The organism is Shewanella holmiensis (assembly GCF_025370255.1).
GTDB classification, from domain to species: domain Bacteria; phylum Pseudomonadota; class Gammaproteobacteria; order Enterobacterales; family Shewanellaceae; genus Shewanella; species Shewanella holmiensis.
In genome coordinates this window covers 108,170-128,259 of sequence record NZ_JAMTCD010000008.1, presented here as the reverse complement: position 1 = coordinate 128,259, position 20,090 = coordinate 108,170, and the positions used below count along the sequence as shown (strand labels likewise).

16 protein-coding genes and 5 tRNA genes are annotated in these 20,090 nt (G+C 40.1%); 4 read left to right on the top strand and 17 right to left on the bottom strand.

The window, feature by feature from the left end; all coding sequences use genetic code 11:
• Positions 1 to 27: 27 nt before the first annotated feature.
• The 14 genes from gloA to NE535_RS08530 form a co-directional block, all read right to left on the bottom strand.
• Positions 28 to 438, bottom strand: a complete 411-nt coding sequence (gloA, locus tag NE535_RS08595; protein ID WP_261298222.1) for a lactoylglutathione lyase — start codon at positions 436 to 438, stop codon at positions 28 to 30.
• A 589-nt stretch (positions 439 to 1,027) separates the two neighbouring features.
• The gene (gene nth, locus NE535_RS08590) at positions 1,028 to 1,669 is read right to left on the bottom strand and encodes an endonuclease III (protein WP_261298221.1); all 642 of its coding nucleotides are present in this window, start codon (positions 1,667 to 1,669) and stop codon (positions 1,028 to 1,030) included.
• Between the two features lie 7 nt (positions 1,670 to 1,676).
• A complete protein-coding gene (locus tag NE535_RS08585) occupies positions 1,677 to 2,372 on the bottom strand; it encodes an electron transport complex subunit E (protein WP_261298220.1) in 696 nt (231 codons plus the stop codon).
• Positions 2,365 to 2,988, bottom strand: a complete 624-nt coding sequence (gene rsxG / locus NE535_RS08580; protein ID WP_261298260.1) for an electron transport complex subunit RsxG — start codon at positions 2,986 to 2,988, stop codon at positions 2,365 to 2,367. The genes NE535_RS08585 and rsxG overlap by 8 nt, the downstream gene beginning before the upstream one ends.
• Positions 2,989 to 3,012: 24 nt before the next feature.
• Complete coding sequence (rsxD, locus tag NE535_RS08575; RefSeq protein WP_261298219.1) at positions 3,013 to 4,065, bottom strand: electron transport complex subunit RsxD; 1,053 nt, start codon at positions 4,063 to 4,065, stop codon at positions 3,013 to 3,015.
• A 2-nt stretch (positions 4,066 to 4,067) separates the two neighbouring features.
• Positions 4,068 to 6,557 (bottom strand): electron transport complex subunit RsxC, encoded by a 2,490-nt coding sequence (gene rsxC, locus NE535_RS08570; RefSeq protein ID WP_261298218.1) that lies wholly within the window; start codon positions 6,555 to 6,557, stop codon positions 4,068 to 4,070.
• Positions 6,557 to 7,129 (bottom strand): electron transport complex subunit RsxB, encoded by a 573-nt coding sequence (gene rsxB, locus NE535_RS08565; protein WP_261298259.1) that lies wholly within the window; start codon positions 7,127 to 7,129, stop codon positions 6,557 to 6,559. The genes rsxC and rsxB overlap by 1 nt, the downstream gene beginning before the upstream one ends.
• Before the next feature lie 2 nt (positions 7,130 to 7,131).
• Entirely contained in the window at positions 7,132 to 7,710 is a 579-nt protein-coding gene (gene rsxA / locus NE535_RS08560; protein ID WP_261298217.1) for an electron transport complex subunit RsxA, read from the bottom strand.
• 145 nt (positions 7,711 to 7,855) lie between these two features.
• Positions 7,856 to 9,754, bottom strand: a complete 1,899-nt coding sequence (locus NE535_RS08555) for an EAL domain-containing protein (RefSeq protein WP_261298216.1) — start codon at positions 9,752 to 9,754, stop codon at positions 7,856 to 7,858.
• A gap of 238 nt (positions 9,755 to 9,992) precedes the next feature.
• Positions 9,993 to 10,068, bottom strand: a tRNA-Asn gene (locus tag NE535_RS08550).
• A gap of 28 nt (positions 10,069 to 10,096) precedes the next feature.
• Positions 10,097 to 10,172: transfer RNA gene (locus NE535_RS08545), tRNA-Asn, on the bottom strand.
• 18 nt (positions 10,173 to 10,190) lie between these two features.
• Positions 10,191 to 10,266: transfer RNA gene (locus tag NE535_RS08540), tRNA-Asn, on the bottom strand.
• Between the two features lie 19 nt (positions 10,267 to 10,285).
• Positions 10,286 to 10,361 (bottom strand) — tRNA-Asn (locus NE535_RS08535).
• A gap of 34 nt (positions 10,362 to 10,395) precedes the next feature.
• Positions 10,396 to 10,471 (bottom strand) — tRNA-Asn (locus NE535_RS08530).
• 1,214 nt (positions 10,472 to 11,685) lie between these two features.
• Between NE535_RS08530 and uvrB the strand changes: the two genes are divergently transcribed.
• A complete protein-coding gene (uvrB, locus tag NE535_RS08525) occupies positions 11,686 to 13,704 on the top strand; it encodes an excinuclease ABC subunit UvrB (protein ID WP_261298215.1) in 2,019 nt (672 codons plus the stop codon).
• A 93-nt stretch (positions 13,705 to 13,797) separates the two neighbouring features.
• Here the strand turns inward: uvrB and asnS are convergent, their stop codons facing one another.
• Positions 13,798 to 15,198 carry an asparagine--tRNA ligase gene (gene asnS, locus NE535_RS08520; protein ID WP_261298214.1) on the bottom strand — a complete coding sequence of 467 codons (1,401 nt, stop codon included), beginning with the start codon at positions 15,196 to 15,198 and terminating at the stop codon, positions 13,798 to 13,800.
• Between the two features lie 230 nt (positions 15,199 to 15,428).
• On the opposite strand from asnS, the gene NE535_RS08515 reads away from it, so the two are divergent.
• Positions 15,429 to 15,764 carry a hypothetical protein gene (locus tag NE535_RS08515; RefSeq protein ID WP_261298213.1) on the top strand — a complete coding sequence of 112 codons (336 nt, stop codon included), beginning with the start codon at positions 15,429 to 15,431 and terminating at the stop codon, positions 15,762 to 15,764.
• Between the two features lie 3 nt (positions 15,765 to 15,767).
• Here NE535_RS08515 and NE535_RS08510 read toward each other — a convergent pair whose 3' ends face one another.
• Positions 15,768 to 16,343 carry a CoA pyrophosphatase gene (locus NE535_RS08510; protein ID WP_261298212.1) on the bottom strand — a complete coding sequence of 192 codons (576 nt, stop codon included), beginning with the start codon at positions 16,341 to 16,343 and terminating at the stop codon, positions 15,768 to 15,770.
• Between the two features lie 222 nt (positions 16,344 to 16,565).
• Here NE535_RS08510 and NE535_RS08505 point away from each other — a divergent pair, with 222 nt between their 5' ends.
• A complete protein-coding gene (locus NE535_RS08505) occupies positions 16,566 to 17,471 on the top strand; it encodes a DMT family transporter (protein WP_261298211.1) in 906 nt (301 codons plus the stop codon).
• Between the two features lie 299 nt (positions 17,472 to 17,770).
• Here the strand turns inward: NE535_RS08505 and NE535_RS08500 are convergent, their stop codons facing one another.
• The gene (locus tag NE535_RS08500; RefSeq protein ID WP_261298210.1) at positions 17,771 to 19,180 is read right to left on the bottom strand and encodes an anti-phage deoxyguanosine triphosphatase; all 1,410 of its coding nucleotides are present in this window, start codon (positions 19,178 to 19,180) and stop codon (positions 17,771 to 17,773) included.
• A gap of 193 nt (positions 19,181 to 19,373) precedes the next feature.
• Between NE535_RS08500 and NE535_RS08495 the strand changes: the two genes are divergently transcribed.
• Positions 19,374 to 20,039 (top strand): SDR family oxidoreductase, encoded by a 666-nt coding sequence (locus NE535_RS08495; protein WP_261298209.1) that lies wholly within the window; start codon positions 19,374 to 19,376, stop codon positions 20,037 to 20,039.
• The last annotated feature ends 51 nt before the right edge of the window (positions 20,040 to 20,090 follow it).

Below are 20,090 nucleotides of genomic sequence, written 5' to 3'. Positions count from 1 at the left end.
GCTTTTTATTTAAAGTCGATTTGTACCTTAACCTAATGCCGCAGTAGCAGCACTTTTTTGAATTAACTCAATTTTGTAACCATCAGGATCTTCAACAAAAGCAATTTCTGTTTTACCACCTGCAACCGGGCCAGGGGCGCGAGTGACTTTACCACCTGCTGCAGTAATTGCTGCACAACGGGCGTAGATATCTTCTTCACCAATCGCTAAATGACCAAAGCCAGTACCCAGTTCATATTGATCGACTCCCCAGTTATAGGTCAATTCAATCACGGCTTGACCGGTTGATTCTTCGCCAAAACCAACAAATGCAAGGGTATATTTATATTCAGGGTTTTCTGATTGACGTAGTAGCGTCATTCCCATAACTTCAGTATAAAAGGCGATACTGCGGTCTAAATTACCCACTCGGATCATAGTATGTAAAAGTTGCGACATGATAGTTGTCCTATAACAAGGCAAATGACAAAAGTGGATCATAACAATAGTTGTAATGGGTTAACAGTAAAGTTCAGCGTTAAATTTACTGGATTGAATATCTAAAACAGGCGCTTATTAAATTACATCAGATTAATGGCAGTTGAGAATAAGTGATCCAATATTGATAGTATGCTTGTCATTAACTCACTATCATAGATACAGATTTTTGCAGTCTAAAGCACGGTGATGCGTTACCTTATTTCGCGAAATCAAAATTGATAAAGACCTGTTTGATAAGCTTTAATTATTTCTAGCTGGAGTTTGAATCAAAAAATGAAATAAAATTTGCTTTAGTTCACAAATGCACAGTTCAACGCTACTAAAATTCTCTCAGCGCGCTATGATTTGTTCATAACAAATGGGAGATTTAACATGACAACCGAACTAAAAATGGCTTTAGGCACAACAGTAATCATTGCAATTTGTTTCAGTGCTTTCTTTGTTTCACTTTTTTAAATACCCAATCGACCATTCAATCGACATAATCAAAAAAGCCGCTTATAGCGGCTTTTTTTGATCTTAAATAAAACCTACAAGTACGTGGAGTTTATTCTTCTGGATAAACTTTCTGGCTAAATTCACATAAATCTTCAATGATGCACGATCCACAACGCGGTTTTCTGGCAATACAGGTATATCTACCATGTAGAATAAACCAGTGATGTACATCGACTTTAAATTCAGCAGGGGTGACCTTAAGCATTTTCTCTTCAACTTGGTCTACATTTTTACCCATAGCAAATTTAGTACGGTTCGCCATTCTAAATATGTGGGTATCGACTGCAATAGTTGGCCAACCAAAAGCCGTATTGAGTACCACGTTAGCTGTTTTACGACCTACACCAGGAAGTGCTTCTAATGCTTCACGATTTTCAGGAACTTCGCCTTGATGAAGATCGATTAACATTTTACAGGCGTTTATGACGTTAACGGCTTTGTTATTGTATAAACCTATGGTTTTAATATATTGCTTTAACCCGTCTACACCTAAATCATAAATCGCTTGTGCGGTGTTAGCAACTGGGAACAATTTATCGGTGGCCTTGTTTACGCTCACATCAGTTGCTTGAGCAGAAAGAGTTACGGCAACTAACAATTCAAAAGGCGAACTAAAATTGAGTTCAGTTTCTGGTTTCGGATTATTGTCTCGTAATCGCTTGAGTATTTGTATTCGTTTTTGTTTATTCATCAGAAAACTAGCTCACTTTGGTGATACGTGCACGCTCCACCACCTGGGATTGAATTTTAGGTTGGCGCTGTTTAACCTTTTGATCAATCACATTCTTCAAGGCGATTAATAATCCCATCGCAATAAATGCTCCAGGTGGAAGTAATGCCAGCAAAAACGTGTTATCCACTTGCCATAGCTGAATTGTAAGTGATTTAGCCCAATCGCCGAGGAGTAAATCTGCGCCATCAAATAAAGTGCCTTGCCCAAGAATTTCTCGAGTTGCGCCTAATACGACTAACACTGCGGTGAAGCCAACGCCCATCATTAATCCATCAAATGCTGAGTGGGCTAGGGAGTTACGTGAAGCGAAAGCTTCTGCACGACCGATGATCACGCAATTGGTTACAATGAGCGGTAAGAAAATCCCCAGAGATAAATACAAGCCATATGCATAAGCATTGACGAGTAATTGTACGCAGGTAACCAGTGCTGCAATTATCATAACAAACACAGGGATACGAATTTCTTTAGGAACAAAGTCACGAACCAGAGACACTAAAATATTAGATCCGACTAACACTATTAGTGTAGCAATTCCCAATCCAAGCGCGTTTGTGATTGTGGCTGTCACAGCTAACAGCGGACATAATCCTAATAATTGTACTAAACCAGGGTTATTAGACCATAATCCTTGCTTCGCGATTTCTTGATACTTACTCATGGGATTCTCCGCAGCGGCGACCACTTTGGTAAAGTGTTTTACGATTTGCGTCAACAAAAGTCACGGCGTTGTTAATTGCCCTAACATAGGCTCTAGGGGTAATAGTCGCACCGGTAAATTGATCAAATTGTCCACCGTCTTTTTTTACTGCCCAAGAAGGGTCATCTTTGTGCCATTGCTGACCGGTAAAATAGGTTACCCAATCTGATTTTCGTTGTTCAATTTTATCACCTAGCCCAGGTGTTTCTTGATGAACAAGAGTGCGTACACCCAGGACATTATTATCATTATCTATACCGATAATAAGCTTTATGTCACCGTTGTAACCATCTGGCGCAATAGCTTCTATCGCAATCGCGCTAGGTATCTGGGATTGCATTGCAATATAGGCAGGGAGATCATCTTCTGTGCCTAACAGCTCAGCAGAGTTAACTAAAATACATTGTGATACTAACTCATTATCATAGTATTGCGAGGGGATAACTTGGGTTAATGTTTGGCTGAGTTGTTCACGTTGCTGCTGTAAAATCATGTCTTTAGTCAGCCCGTTAACTACCGCCACTAGGCCAGTACAACAGAGCGCAAACACACCCAAAATAGTGCCATTTTTAAGCATCGAATTATCTTTGATTGACACAATTTAACTCCCTGAGCGATGACCATATGTTCTTGGGCGAACATAATGATCGATAAAAGGGGCACACATATTTGCCAACAATACTGCAAATGCGACCGCATCAGGATAACCACCAAAGGTTCTTATCACATAAATCAACGCACCTATCATAGCGCCGAATATGATGCGTCCTCGAGCACTTGTGGCTGCGGTGACAGGATCGGTTGCAATAAAGAAGGCCGCCAACATAGTCCCACCTGAAAATAAGTGCATAATGGGGCTAACATGGGTATCAGGATTAAGCAGAAAACCAAAACTGGAACAAATAAATAATGCGGTAAGTATCCCAAAGCTTATATGCCAGCGAATAACTTTGAGTTTGAGCATGATCAATCCGCCGATAAGGAAAGCAAAGTTAACCTCAAACCAACCCAAGCCCGTCATGCTTGAGAAAATAGGTTTTGCTAAACTTTCATGGGTTGTCAGCCCCATAGATAAGTCGGTTTTCAATGTATCAAGCGGGGTAGCCATTGTCGTGCCGTCAATGGCGAGATTATGGCCTGTCAAAATAATATCCGAAGTTGAATTGAATATCACTTTCCAAGCATATGATATATCTACGGATTGTTGTGCAGCTGACATTGGCGACACCCAGTCGGTCATTTGTACCGGAAAGGAGATAAGCAGTAAAACGTAACCCGCCATAGCGGGATTAAATAAATTATTGCCGAGCCCACCGTATAGATGTTTAACAATGATAATTGAAAATAGGGTGCCAATAACAATTACCCACCAAGGTGCTAACGGTGGAATAGCAATAGCAAGTAATAATGCGGTGACTAAGGCACTGTTATCAGCTAATGTCGATTTAATCGGTCGATTTCGCAGAGCTAATATTGTGGCCTCAGCCGCATATGCCGTTATGATGGCGATAGCGATTTGTAATAATGTGCCATATCCAAAAAAGTAAAGCTGAGCAGCAATACCGGGAATTAAGCAAAGTACGACTCGTTGCATGACTTTTGCTGTTTGCAATGTCGTGCCTACATGGGGTGACGAGGCAATCTTAAATGCCATGATTAATCCTTTTTCTCAGCTTGTTGAGCGAGTTTTTTCGCTTTCGCTTTCGCTACTGCAGCTGCGACTTTGGCTTTTTTATCCAATGCGGCTGTGTCGACATTTTCAGTTTGCGATGCTCTTGTGGATATATCCGATAACGCTGACTTTACATTGCTGCTTTCAGTCTGCTGTAGTTTTTTGGCTTTCGCCTTTGCAACTGCTGCAGCAATACGTGCTTTTTTGTCCTGTTCTACATTTTCAGGTTCAGCATCAGCAATAATCTCATTGTCTGAACTTGTTGATGTTCCATTGCTAATTTGTGTATTCAAATTTATTGGCAAAGAAGATGAAGACTCATCAGCTGCTGTTCTATCGTGTCCTTGTGGTGATTTTTTCGCTTTTGCCTTTGCGATGGCTAAAGCCACGCGTGCTTTTTTATCCAGTGAACCAATATCAGTTTTGGATTCCGTCACAAGCTTTTCTGAACCAATGCTACTGGCAACGGCCGTTTTTGTTATTGAGCTAACGTCTGCAAGTTCATTACCATCGGTATCATTGGCTATCCCAACCTGTTGTAATTTTTTAGCTTTTGCTTTGGCAATAGCGGCAGCGACTTTGGCTTTTTTGTCATTTACTGTTGAGTCAATTTCTAACGTTGAAACACTCGCTGAGTCATTAACAACTACATCAGATGTAATAACTTGATTGTGTTGAGCAGCCTTTTTCGCTTTAGCACGTGCAACCGCTGCCGCAATACGGTCTTGCTGCGACATGCTAACTTCAGCAACATTACCGATAGAATTATCTTGCTGCAGTGTATTATTTTCAGCTGATGACGGAGGCGGTGTAGCTTGCGCCGCTTTTTTCGCTTTAGCTCTGGCTATCGCTGCGCTTACGGCAGATTTTTTATTTACGGAATCACTGACAGCTTGGTTATTTTGAATATCTGTTTGCTGATTGACGTCATTAGACTGGGCTGCTTTTTTGGCCGCAATCCTGGCCATTGCAGCGGCGACAGCATCTTTATCTGATGATTTCATATTCGCCTGGCGTTTTTCAGCGGCTTCTTTCGCTTTTGCTTCACGGGCTAACTTTTCATCTTCTAAACGTTGAAGTCTGGCTTCAAATCTCTGTTTTGCTTGTTCCGCAAGGACTTTTTCTTCAGCTTCAACTCTTAATGCTGATTTGGCAATACGATAATATTCAACTAAAGGGATATCGCTTGGACACACATAGCTGCAGCAGCCGCATTCAATACAATCTTGTAAATTGAAACTGGCGGCTTTGTCGTATTCTTCTGCCTTAGCGTGCCAAAACAATTGTTGTGGCAATAAAAGAGCTGGGCACGCAATCGCGCATTCGCCACAGCGGATACAGGCTTTTTCATCACTGTCAGGGCTAATTTCGTCATTAGACGGCGCTAAAATACAGTTTGTTCCCTTTAAAATAGGCACATAGGCGTTGTTTATGGCATAGCCCATCATAGGGCCACCGATGATCAGTTTCTGATCACTCGAAGGGCTAAAATCAACTAATTTAAGTGCAGTTGATACTGGCGTGCCGATTGGTAGCCAATAATTGCCGGGACGGTGAATATTTTTACCCGTTAGGGTCACGACCCGTTCTACGAGTGGTTTGCCATAATAGATGGCATCTTGAATGGCAAAAGCGGTGCCGACATTTTGTACAACAATGCCTAATTGAGATGGCAAGCAGCCACTTGGCACTTCTTTACCTGTGATGATTTGAATCAGTTGTTTTTCACCACCGGAAGGATATTTAGTGGGGATAACTGTCACTCTGGCGCTGTTTGCTGGTAGTTTACTGTGATTAATAGCCTGCTGCATCGCTTCTGCAGCTTCAGGTTTGTTATCTTCAATGGCAATAATAATGCGCTGTGGATTTAATAGGCGATGAATAATTTCAACACCCTTTAATATCTCATCACTGTGCTCGCGCATTAAACGATCATCAGAGGTGATATAAGGCTCACATTCAACACCATTAATGATGACAAGATCAATCTCACTTGCGGTATTTAATTTGATATGTGTTGGAAATGCAGCTCCACCCATACCAGCAATACCTGCCAGCTTAATTTTGGAGATAATCTCATCATTGGTCAGTGCAGAGGGCTCGGAAACAATGAGATCACACCAAGTATCATTACCATCTGCATCTATGATACAACTCAACACTGGTAAACCAGAGGCGTGGTTACTGGCTACCGGTTTAATCGCCGTCACAGTACCAGACGTTGGGGCATGAACCGGTAAATAGATAAATCCATTACCTTCGGTTAATACTTGGCCTTTTAAAACCGTTTGACCGACGTCAACCAGCAAACGAGCCTGCTCACCAACCTGAGGGATAGGAACGACAAACTGCTTTGCTAATGGTAATCGACTAATTGCTTGCTGATTCGATAACTGTTTAAGCTCAGGAGGATGAATTCCCCCAGGAGACTGCCAGAGTGAGCCTTTATCTAATTGTTCTAATAAAGTTAACACTATCTATCCTCTAGGCTTTCTGACACAAGGGTGACAGGTATCGCATTAAGCTTCCAGTCCCAGTTTTTTAATGTGGTCTCTACAGGAAGCATATCAATACAGTCAACGGGGCAGGGCTCAACACATAAATCGCAACCGGTGCAATCTTTTGCAATGACTGTGTGCATTAATTTACCCGCGCCTAAAATTGCATCAACTGGACAAGCTTGGATGCATTTAGTGCAGCCAATACATTCGTCTTCTCGAATGTAAGCCACTTTTTTTACTGCTTCTTGGGCTTCTTGATTCAATGGCTCGGGCTCAACACCCATTAATTCTGCTAACTTTTCCATAGTAGCTGTGCCACCGGGAGGACATTTATTGACTTTATCACCATTGGCTATGGCTTCAGCATAGGGACGACATCCTGGATAACCACACTGGCCACATTGTGTTTGGGGTAAAAGTGCTTCCACTTGATCTATGATGGGATTGCCTTCCACTTTAAATTTATCGGCGGCGAATCCTAAAATTATGCCAAAAACGATAGCGGCAATTGTCAGTACAGCAACAGCTATAAAAATACTGGTCATCATTACTTCACTAGCCCCGCAAATCCCATAAAGGCTAATGACATCAGACCTGCTGTGATCATAGCAATCGCTCCACCTTTGAATGGTAACGGCACATCAGCGGCAGCAAGTCGCTCACGCATTGCAGAAAATAAGATTAAAACCAATGAAAAACCTACCGCGGCACCAAAACCATATACCGCAGACTGCAGAAAGTTATGATCTTCATTTACGTTCAATAGTGCGACGCCTAAAACTGCACAGTTGGTGGTAATCAAGGGCAGGTAAATACCCAATGCGCGATGCAATGTGGCACTGGTTTTTTGAACTAACATTTCAGTGAATTGCACAACAACAGCGATTACGAGGATAAAGCTCATGGTTCGTAAGTACGCTAAATCAAAGGGTTGCAGCAAAAATTCATTGGTTAAATAGCTTAAAATCGATGCTAGGGTTAACACAAAAGTGGTCGCCATTGACATACCGATCGCGGATGCCAACTTGCTGGATACCCCCATAAAGGGGCATAAACCAAGAAATTTAACTAATACAAAGTTGTTGACCAGTACTGTGCCAATCAATAAGAGAAGATACTCTGTCATCGCTACGCATTTATTAATAAAAGATCTGCGTATTATCTAAGGTTTAGCGCTGAGAAACAACGGATAAAAAATAAGGTTAACGAGATTTTCGTTAACCTTACCGTAAAAATGTTTACACGTTTGCCAAACTGAAAACGAAATCGACTTAATTGGACTTAATTACCTCGTCTGGTTTGGCGATGTAATAGCCCTGTAAACCATCGACTAACAGTTTTTCAAGGGTTAGTTTTTCATCTTGACGCTCAACGCCAGTGGCGAAAACTAGAATATTCAACCGTTTCGCAATATCAACAATCATACGGACAAAAAATTTATTATTGTTGTCTGCTTCGATCGCATCGCTGTAGCTGCTATCTAGTTTTATGTAATCCGGTCTAACTTCGCGGAAAAATTTAAAAGATGTAAATCCGAGACCAAAGCGCTCAACGGCAACTTTCGCGCCGACTTTATGAAGTTCAGATACAAAGCGATAACTGGCATTTAAATTTGTTTGCATCCCAGACTCGTTAATTTCGAATACTAATCTTGAGGCTTCTTTACGGTGATTACTCAATATATCTTTTAACCAGTAAATAAATACATCCTGTAAAGCTGATGTGGCACTAATATTGACGCCGAATGCGCCTAATAAGCTTGGATTCTCTTGCATTAATTTGAGTGTGTTAGTCACAATCATTTTATCTAATTCAATACTCAATCCATATCTTTCCGCCATTGCAATTACTGTGGCGGTAGGTAAATGCTGTCCCTCAGCATTATAAAAACGTGATAATAGCTCTCTATATAAATCGTTATCTGTATTACAGGGTAATATCGGTTGCTGATAAAACTTAACACCGCGTCGATTCATGATGTCGTTAATGGTTATTTTCCAGTGTTCATCACCTGATTTTTCATTGCCTTCAAATTTCTCTAAATAATGAAAACGGTTAGGCCCTAGGGTTTGCGCGATACTCACTGCTGAATCAGCCATGGCTAATAATGTGATCGGATCATTTGCAGATTGGTAAGGCACAATTCCGATATGGGCAACAGAATCTTTTTGAGTGCTTAAGGTATAATCATCAAATTGCTGCTTAAGCTTTTCAATATAATTGATACTGTCTTTAACTGTTGAGTTTTCTAAAAAAAGTGCAAAGTCACTGCTAGAGATTCGATAGTACTCTGTTATTGCGTTTCTGTTACCAGCTTTTCTAATGCAGTCTGACAACTGAGCTAAATAATCATCGCCAGCAATTCGGCCATGCAGTTGATTAATGTTGGCAAGTTCTGAAGCTTTGATCATCACTAGCACACCAAATTCATTTTTTTGAGAGTCAGTCAGTTTATCTAATTGTGTGATAAACCTTGGGCGTGTGGAAAATTCAGTGACAGGATCAAGATACGCTGATTTAGTGAGCTTTTCATTTTCTAATCTGATCGACTCTAAACTTTCTTTTAACCGTGAACGGCATTTTTCTAGTGCATGACCGATAGGGGTGAGTAAGCCTTTTAGACGAGATGTTTCAATAGCTTGAAACGAAAGTGTTGAAATACTGTCTATATACTGAGCCGCGTAATTGATGCGCCTTTTATGTGTGAATACTAACAAGGCAAATAACAGCATTAAAACCATATAAGTAATGAAGAGCAGTTCAAAAATCTCTTGTAAATTAGCTAGGCTATTACCGATGACATTGGCAGAGTTTAAACGTACTTGCATACGCCCTTCAGGAAAATTGAAACTGTGGTCTAAATCTACTTTAAATAATTTATCAGAAATATTTTGGTCAACAGTGGCTAAGGTGCCAAAAGTATAGTTATGGCTGCTATCTGAGCTATGGCTGTATTGAAAAAACTGAAAGCTATTATCTTGGCTAAAGGTTTTATATAAGTCTTCACCATCACCTGTCCAATAACGGTATTTTTCGACATAAGTAATAAAGTTTTGGCGAGCAGATTCTGCTTGAATTTGCACTCGATGGTCTTCAAGAGTATACACGCGTACAAACAAGAACCCAAAAACAAGTAATAGTATCAACTGAAAGGATTTTGATAAGCCCATAACATATCCATAATATAAGGGTGATCTCTTTTCACACTAACATCAGTGAACAAAATCAAAATAAATAATTCACGGTATTTCTGATTTGTGCGTTTTACCAAAGAGTTGAATGCGCAATAGCAAAAGAATCATAACAGAAATCATTAGACTAATTCACTAGCCTGAATAGGTTATATTTTAGCAGTTTATGAAAAGTGTGTATTTTTTTTGAATAGGGAGGATAAAAGCGGATTTTAGTTGGCTCCCCAGACTGGACTTGAACCAGTGACATACGGATTAACAGTCCGCCGTTCTACCGACTGAACTACTGGGGAATCGGAACTAATATATTTGATTTTTTGATGGCTCCCCAGACTGGACTTGAACCAGTGACATACGGATTAACAGTCCGCCGTTCTACCGACTGAACTACTGGGGAATTGATCAAAATTTTAAGTGGCTCCCCAGACTGGACTTGAACCAGTGACATACGGATTAACAGTCCGCCGTTCTACCGACTGAACTACTGGGGAATACTTAAATTATATTATATGGCTCCCCAGACTGGACTTGAACCAGTGACATACGGATTAACAGTCCGCCGTTCTACCGACTGAACTACTGGGGAATTCTATAATACTGCTTTCAACTTAACTTGCTATTGGCTCCCCAGACTGGACTTGAACCAGTGACATACGGATTAACAGTCCGCCGTTCTACCGACTGAACTACTGGGGAATCGTTTAGCAATGTATTGCTGAGAACGGAGCGCATAGTAAAACGCTCTGTTGCATGAGTCAACTCGAGTTCTAAAAAAAAGTGAAATTAACTTGTTAACTGCTCATGTAATGTGCATCGTGAACGACTTTTGGGCATTAATCATAAAAAATGAACACTTTGTCTTTATTTTCAGATAGTGGAGGAATTTCGTAACAGGTTTGAATGAGGATAGGGTTCTAGAATACATTTATAGTTGATATGTGCTTCTGACGATATTAAATAAATCACCAACAAGTAGGATCATGTTAGGTTTATTTTGGTAGAACGCTAGAACGTCTCTCCACTCGTCACGCGAAATTTTACCTGAAAGATCTTCAGATCTTTGTTAAGTCATGGGATAACTAGGCTGCAAATAGATGGTTTAAAGATTTGTATTTATCTATCGTAATAGTTAGCAATTATGAATAATGCTGCACTGTAATGGCTAACTCTGCAGTGTAAGAGGTGAGTCAGCTACAGTAGCTTAGTTAGAAATGATTATTATTTTCCAAATATTCCAATAACCGCGATGATATCAATGCGCTTTTTATCTCCATCAGATAAAAATATTTTGTTCCCTATACTACCAATTGCAGCAGATGATCTAATCGATTGCTGAGTAGAGGCATTGTTTTGTTGTTGTAACCGGAAAACAGAATAAAGCGAAAACATTTCAAATGTAATAAACTTTCATCAAGCTATGATGACACTTCTGTGAATTGAGCATAACCTCAATCCCGCATGCTGACTGAGGTTGTGTGAGTTATCCACTAATTCTGTGGATAAGCTTGTGGGTTACTCATATTTATAGGCTGCAAACACTGATTAAGCCTGAGTTCAGCTTAAAATGGTAGATTTATTTAGCAGGTTCTTAAGTTATTGTTTGTGCTAGATAAAAAAAATGCAAGGTGTTTTTTTTAGTGGGCGATATTTAAGTTGCAAAAATGTAATTGGTTTCAAACTGCTATTGTGTATTAAATTGCAGTTAACCTTGGTGTTTAAGGCTGTTAATGCCGATATTACTGAGGTAATGCATGTTGTTTGATAGTTTCATCTCGTTATCATCAATTTGACATTTATCTATGATTGTCGCTTCACTGTGCAATTAATCGCTAGGGTTCATAGTCGTTTTTTATTATGATAATTGTATTACATGGCTAATTTTGCATAACATGACTAAATAGGGAACGCGCGTGTCAGAACAGCTGTTTCGTTTACACTCTCAATATTCTCCCGCTGGCGATCAACCCACGGCAATTAAGCAATTAATCGAAGGATTACGCAATGGGGTTGCTAGCCAAACCTTATTAGGTGTTACTGGCTCAGGCAAAACATACACTATTGCCAATGTGATTCAAACGATGGGACGGCCAACGATCATTATGGCCCCAAACAAGACTCTTGCAGCGCAGCTTTATGGCGAAATGAAAGAGTTCTTTCCTGACAATGCCGTTGAATATTTTGTTTCTTACTATGATTATTACCAGCCAGAAGCTTACGTACCTGCTTCTAATACCTTTATAGAAAAAGATGCATCTGTTAACGCTCATATCGAACAAATGCGCCTATCAGCAACTAAAGCGCTTCTAGAGCGTAAAGATGTGGTACTCATCGCGTCGGTATCTGCTATTTATGGTCTCGGTGATCCAGACTCCTATTTGAAAATGTTGCTGCATCTTCGCCAAGGGGATTTCATGGGGCAGCGCGACATACTGATCCGCCTCAGTGAGCTGCAATATAAGCGCAATGATATTGAATTACAGCGTGGTACGTATCGGGTGAGAGGCGAGGTTATTGATATTTTTCCTGCCGATTCTGAACGTGATGCAATTCGAGTAGAATTATTTGATGATGAAATTGAGCGTTTAAGTGAGTTTGACCCACTCACTGGGCAGATTATTAAACGTATTGCTCGAACCACTATTTATCCAAAAACTCACTATGTCACTCCCAAAGAAAAGATTTTGGCAGCAACAGAATTCATCAAAGAAGAACTTAGGGTGCGTCGTCAATATTTACTAGAAAATCATAAGTTAATCGAAGCCCAGCGCATTTCTGAGCGGGTTCAATATGATGTAGAGATGATGGTTGAGCTAGGATATTGCTCTGGCATTGAAAATTATTCACGTTATTTATCGGGTAGAGCTCCGGGTGAAGGCCCACCGACATTGTTAGATTATTTACCTGCTGATGGCCTGTTAATCATCGATGAGTCTCATGTTACGGTTCCACAAATTGGAGCCATGTATAAAGGTGATAGAAGTCGAAAAACAACCTTAGTTGAATATGGCTTTCGCTTACCATCAGCACTTGATAATCGGCCACTTAAATTCGAAGAATTTGAAAACTTAATGCCACAAACAATATTTGTGTCGGCAACCCCAAGCCAATATGAATTAGATAAAAGTGATGGTGAGATTGCAGAACAGGTTGTAAGGCCTACAGGGTTACTCGATCCTGAGATTGAAGTAAGACCTGTTGGTATTCAAGTTGATGATTTACTATCTGAAATTCATAAAAGAGTCGCTGTTAATGAGCGGGTGCTTGTGACGACATTGACCAAAAAAATGAGCGAAGATTTAACTGACTATCTTGACGAGCATGGGGTAAAAGTTCGTTATATTCATTCAGATATTGATACCGTTGAACGGATGGAAATTATTCGTGATCTACGCCTAGGGCATTTTGATGTGATCGTCGGAATCAACCTATTACGTGAAGGTTTAGATATGCCAGAAGTGTCGTTGGTATGTATTTTAGATGCGGATAAAGAAGGCTTTTTACGCTCAGAACGATCACTTATTCAAACTATTGGACGTGCGGCGCGTAATATCAACGGCAAAGTGATCCTGTATGCTGATAGGATCACAAACTCGATGGCCAAAGCGATAGGTGAAACTGAGCGACGTCGTGATAAACAGCGTTTACATAATCAAACCCACGGTATTACGCCAAAAGGGGTCGTCAAGAGTATTACTGATGTCATGGACGTGGGTGACAGTAAGCAAGGTAAACGCTCTAAAACTTTTGAGAAGAACGATAGAGTGGCAGAATCTAGCCCTCAATACCTGAGCATAACGGATATTAGTCATCAAATAGATTTACTTGAAAAGCAGATGCTTGAACACGCTAAAAATCTTGAGTTTGAACAAGCCGCAGCGTTAAGAGATGAGGTTAAGCAACTTAGAGAGCAACTTATTATCGCTTCTTAGCCGTAAAATTGTTGAGTGTTATTATTTAAAAATAAAAAATTTAGACATAAAAAACGCGCTAATTAAGCGCGTTTTTTTCTGCAAGCTGATTATTTAGAAGTTTGCTGAACGTGGTGCGCGAGGGAATGGTATCACATCGCGAATGTTGTTTACGCCAGTGACATAAGAGACTAAACGCTCAAAACCTAAACCAAAGCCCGCATGTGGCACAGTACCGTAACGACGTAAATCGCGATACCACCAATAATCTTCCTGGCTTAGATCCATTTCAGCTAAACGGGCATCAAGTACATCCAAACGCTCTTCACGTTGCGCACCCCCGATAATCTCACCAATACCGGGCGCTAAAACGTCCATTGCAGCAACAGTTTTGCCGTCATCGTTCAGACGCATGTAGAAAGCTTTAATGTCTTTTGGATAGTTTTTAACAACTACAGGCGCTTTAAAGTGTTCTTCTGCAAGGTAACGTTCATGCTCAGATTGTAAATCGATACCCCATTCAACGGCGAATTCGAATGTCTTGCCACAATTCTTTAAAATTTCAACAGCGTCAGTATAATCGACCTGCGCGAAATCGCTGTTTACGAATGATTGCAAACGCTCAATCACTGTGTTGTCTACACGCTGATTAAAGAAAGTTAAATCATCCATACGCTCTTCAAGTACAGCATTGAATGCGAACTTAAGCATTTTTTCAGCAAGTTCTGCAGCATCATCTAACGTTGCAAACGCCACTTCAGGTTCTACCATCCAAAATTCAGCCAAATGGCGAGTGGTATTGGAGTTTTCTGCACGGAAAGTTGGCCCAAAAGTGTACACTTTAGATAAAGCACACGCATAAGTCTCAGCATTTAACTGACCCGATACGGTTAGGAATGCTTCTTTACCGAAAAAGTCTTTGTCATAATCCACTTTACCTGCGTCAGTTAGCGGTAAGTTTTCCATGTCCAGTGTTGAAACACGGAACATTTCTCCCGCACCTTCACAGTCAGAAGCTGTGATAAGTGGGGTAGAAACCCAAATAAAACCTTCTTGATGGTAAAAACGGTGAATAGCCTGTGATAAACAGTTACGTACGCGGGCAACTGCACCAATGATATTGGTACGTGGACGTAGATGAGCTAATTCACGAAGGTGTTCAATTGAGTGACGCTTAGCTGCCATTGGGTAGGTATCTGGATCATCGACAAAACCCGTTACATTTATTGAGGTAACTTGTAACTCAAATGCTTGTCCTGCACCTGGAGATTCTACAACCGAACCGGTCATTTCAACGGCACAACCTGCGGTTAATTTTAAAACGTCTTGCTCATAATTATCTAAGCTATTTGGCACAACGCCTTGGATAGGGTCAAAACATGAACCATCATAAACGGCTAAGAATGAGATACCCGCTTTTGAATCACGACGAGTTCTAACCCATCCTTGTACGGTTACTGATGAACCAACAGCGTGTTCACCTTTAAAAACTGAAGCGACAGATGCAATGCTCATTGTTGCTTTATTCTCCAAGATCAAAATAGTAAGTAATTTTGTGTTTATCTTACCTTTATGGTGGCTTTTCTCAAGCTGAAAAAGTTATTCTAAGCGTATTAATGTGATAGTTTTACCAAGCAGAGGTAAATAATCTGCTAAATTGATACTTTTAAAGTTATTTAAGCAATTTTGATGTGTTGGGGTAAATGGTTAATGACCACAAATCAAATATTGGATAAGGAAGTAAAATGTCTCGGTTAGATGTACTACAAGTTATATTGACAGTGTTGTCAATTCTAGGTTGGAGTTTGGCCATCTATGCATTACTGATTTATGGTGAAGCAAGACCTGATCGTGCGGTAGGCTACTTTTTGTCCAAAGGCGTTGAAGTCCGTTTTGATTGGGATCCGGCGTTAACTGTGAAGTTAGAACATATTATTTGGTGGTGCGCAGGAGTGAGTTTACTTAACTTACTGGTAAATTTTTATGCCAAAACCACTGCTCGAATTGGATTTTGGTTTAATATTCCATTGTTGTGTCTTGTTTCTTTATCAGCAGGTTTGTATATACGCTACGTTGTGTAGCGTTCAGTTATCAATATGGCGGCACAATAAATCAATAATGGCTGCTGTGACGCCCCAAATAAATTTATCTTCGAACGGCATATAATGCACCTTATATAATTTACCTTTGCGCCAATGTTGTCCCAAATGACGATTTTCATTTTGTTTAAAGTAATTCAAAGGTACTTTAAAGCAACTGTCTACCTCACCAGGATCGATAACTAACTCGAATGGTTTGTTAATAATGCCTACAATCGGGGTGATGGTAAATCCGGTAAAGGTTTTATGGGGAGGAAAAGCACCGATAACCGTTACATTGTTTCTCTTTAATCCAATTTCTTCTTCTGCTTCACGTAATGCGGTGTCCATCGCATCTTTATCCTTAGCTTCAAATTTACCACCTGGAAAACTGATTTGGCCTGGATGATGCCTAAGGTGTAGCGGGCGTTTAGTTAACAATAAGTATAGCTGGTCATCAATTTGCTCAATTGGGATCAACACGGCGGCTTCACGTCCAGGAAAATGAGCTGGGGCTGAAGTGATGTTATTGGCAGAAAGTGGCTGTAATTGAAAGCGGATCAAGAATTCATTTAATTGCATAAGAAAGTGTATAAGCCATTAGTATCTTGCAAAAGTGCTGTCATCGGTTAGCTGACAATTGAAAAATTGTGAGTGTGTTAATGCGATTAGTTTAAGTTAACTCAGTCGTGGTCTAATCAAAAGCAATATCTTAATTTTGTCTTGGAATAATAATTATCTGTGGTGCTTGTAGTCAATCGGCAACTTAAGTAGTCTTGTTTTCTTTTGTCGATGGAATGCGCTGTGATAGCCAATTTATTACTCCTGTTAACTGCTGCGGTATGGGGCTTTGGTTTTGTTGCTCAATCAATGGGTATGGACCATTTATCGCCTTTTATGTTCAACGGGTTACGCTTTTTAATTGGGGCGATAAGTTTACTGCCTTTGCTGTGGTATTTTGCGAATAAAAAAACACTGTTAGTCGGTAATCAAAAGTCATTACTTTTGGCATCAATTAGCGCGGGTTCTGTGCTGTTTTTCGCTGCTTCATTACAACAGGTAGGATTGCAATTTACCTCTGCAGCCAATGCCGGTTTCATCACGGGATTGTATATTGTCATTGTCCCAGTATTGGGATTAATCCTTAAGCATCAGACCGGAGTGAATACTTGGGTCGGTTGTGCTATTGCTGTTGTTGGGCTTTATTTTTTAAGTATTAAAGATGACATGAGTATTGGCTATGGAGATTTATTACAACTTATCGGTGCGTTTTTTTGGGCTATTCATATTCTCATTATCGACCATTTTGCTAAAAAGCATTCTCCAATTTTATTATCACATCTACAGTTTATTTTTTGTGGTTTGTTAAGTATCGCTGTCTCTTTGATAATTGAGACTACGGTTGTAGGTAACATAGGGTTAGCCTGGGCTGCATTGGCATATTCTGGCATTGTTTCTGTTGGTGTTGGGTATACATTACAGGTAGTCGCCCAAAAAAATGCTCATCCAGCGCATGTGGCCATTATTTTAAGCTTAGAAACGGTTTTTGCTGCCGTAGGTGGCATTTTATTATTAGGTGAAACACTAGAACCACGCGCTTTGTTAGGCTGTAGCTTAATGTTGGCGGGGATTTTAGTCTCACAGATCCCACTGCGATATTTTATTAAATCGTGGAAACAAACTAAACATACTCAAGTTCAATCTGATTAATGTATGACTAGCCCTTAAGCATCTTATTGAATGAATAGTGATTTAAAGCTGTGACAGGTAATTATTTAATATTGAATAGTCTAATGGTTCCACTCAATTTTACCGCTAACTAAAAATCAATGATTTATTAACGGTAAAGTTGAGTAGTTTTAATCAATAATGCTTTTTCTGTTGTTCATTTAAAGGCTTAAGCAGAGCCTAACTTGCTATGCCTGCTTGTTTCAGTGTTTGTGCCTTAATGTTTCGCAAGATAAGCATAAACTCAGTTTTAAAAATCGACCATGACAAACATTTTTTTGTTAAAGCTCTCTATTCAGTTCTAAAATACCGGCATTTTTACTACCAAATAGCTGTTGATGAAGCCTTGCCGCGAATTCGTCTGTCATGCCAGAAATATAATCCGCCATCACCCTCATGGGATTATTGTTTTCTTGTTCAGATTTTGCCCAACGTTCTCCGGTGTTTAGGGGCAAAAGCCGCTGTGGATCTGAAGCAAAAGCTTCAAACAATTCCATCACAATTTGCTGACCTTTATATTCAAGCATTTGAATTTCAGGCTTTCGGATCACGTACTTAAAAACAAACTGTTTAAGCACAGTTAATGTGGTGGCAAAATCTAATTCAAGTTCAGCATGATACTTGAGTAAATGTTCATCAAATTCAGGTTTTATTTGAATATTGATTGCCGTGACAAACGCGTTAACCAAAGTGCCGATAGCGTCTTTACGTAAATGATGTTGATTCGAGAATAATTTGGCACCTATGCTGTGAATTTCATTCTTTAGCCAGCTATCTTGTATGTGTTGCAACGAGGCCACTACATCTTCCTGCCACTGGTGTGGATTAACGATCCCCATGACGATAGCATCTTCTAGATCGTGTACCGCATAAGCAATATCGTCGGCTAATTCCATAATGGAACAATCGAGTGATTTAAATTTTGTTTTTAAATGTGGGTAATTAGGGTGGTGCTGACTTTGCTCACTTGATAAAAATAACCGGCGATCATTTTCTGTTAAACTTGATAACACCCAATCTAAGATGGGTTTATCATCATCGAACACCCCCTTAACGGGTGGCCAATCTGATGGTTTTAACTGCCTGTGATTTATCACAGGGGCGGGATGAGTGTTTATTCTTAATTGGGAATAGGGTGCTGGATATTTCAATATACCCAATAGTGTTCTACGGGTTAAATTCATCCCTGTGGATGGAGTGTATGGTTCTAAACGAGTCAATATTCTGAATGTTTGGCCATTTCCTTCAAAGCCCCCATGATCGCGCATCATGTAATGTAATGCGACTTCCCCCCCGTGGCCAAAGGGCGGATGACCAATATCATGTGCTAAACACAATGATTCTATTAAGCTCATGGAGTTAAGCAAATATTTAAGGTTAGGGTATTTACGTCTTAATTGCGCGGCAATACCCGTGCCTATCTGTGACACTTCAAGTGAGTGAGTTAAGCGTGTACGATAAAAATCATTCATGCCTATGCCTAAAACCTGTGTCTTTGCTTGTAGGCGTCTAAACGCTGCACTGTGTAATATTCTTGCTCTGTCACGCTGAAAAGGGCTGCGATGATCGTTTCTGCGCTGTTTATCTTCACCGGATATGCGCTGGTGCCAGATATTCTCATGGGCCTGAATATTATCGGGACTTGAAATAGCAGATTGAGGTAGAGAAGGTGAATTAGAGGCAGATGGCATAGCCGAAAATCCTTATAATTTCAGATGAACATTACCATTTAACTATTTTGTTAAAGCATGCTCAAACATTGGCTAAATTAATAACCAGATCTTACTGTACTTTACGCACTAATATCTTGATATGCTAGTTTTTATCTTTTGCACAATGGTATTGATTCATCCAATATTGATACGAAAAGTAAGGTAGATGATTATGAATAAGAATGTGGTTATTACAGGGGCTAATCGGGGTATTGGACTGGCCTTGGTAAAGGGTTATATTGCACAAGGTTATCAAGTGTATGCAGTTTGTAGGCATTCATCTGTTGAGTTAAATGCATTACCTGTTATTACGGTCAAAGATGTAGATGTGACGTCTGATGATGGGATTAATAAGCTTTTAAGAGACCTGGAACAGATAACCATTGATGTGCTTATTTGTAACGCTGGGATACTTCGTGATGAAAGTTTATCCGAACTAAACATTGATACCATTCGCGCACAGTTTGAAGTAAATGCCCTCGCGCCTCTTAGAATCGTATCTGGATTACAAGCACAATTAAACAGTGGCGCTAAAGTCGCCATGATAACCTCTCGAATGGGTTCTATTGCTGATAATGGATCTGGCGGGCGTTATGGATATCGCATGTCAAAAGCTGCCTTAAACGCCGCTTCAATGTCGCTCAGTATAGATCTTAAACCCCGTAATATCGCTGTTGGCATTTATCACCCAGGGTATGTGCAAACTGATATGGTTAATTACGGCGGAGATATTTCTGCAACAGAATCAGCGTCGCTATTAATCGGCTTAATCAATCAACTCGATGTTACGGAAACAGGAGTGTTTAAACACTCAAACGGACAAATGTTACCCTGGTAACAATGATAATCCAGACTTTTTAACCATTCTTTATAACCACTCTATTCTAGA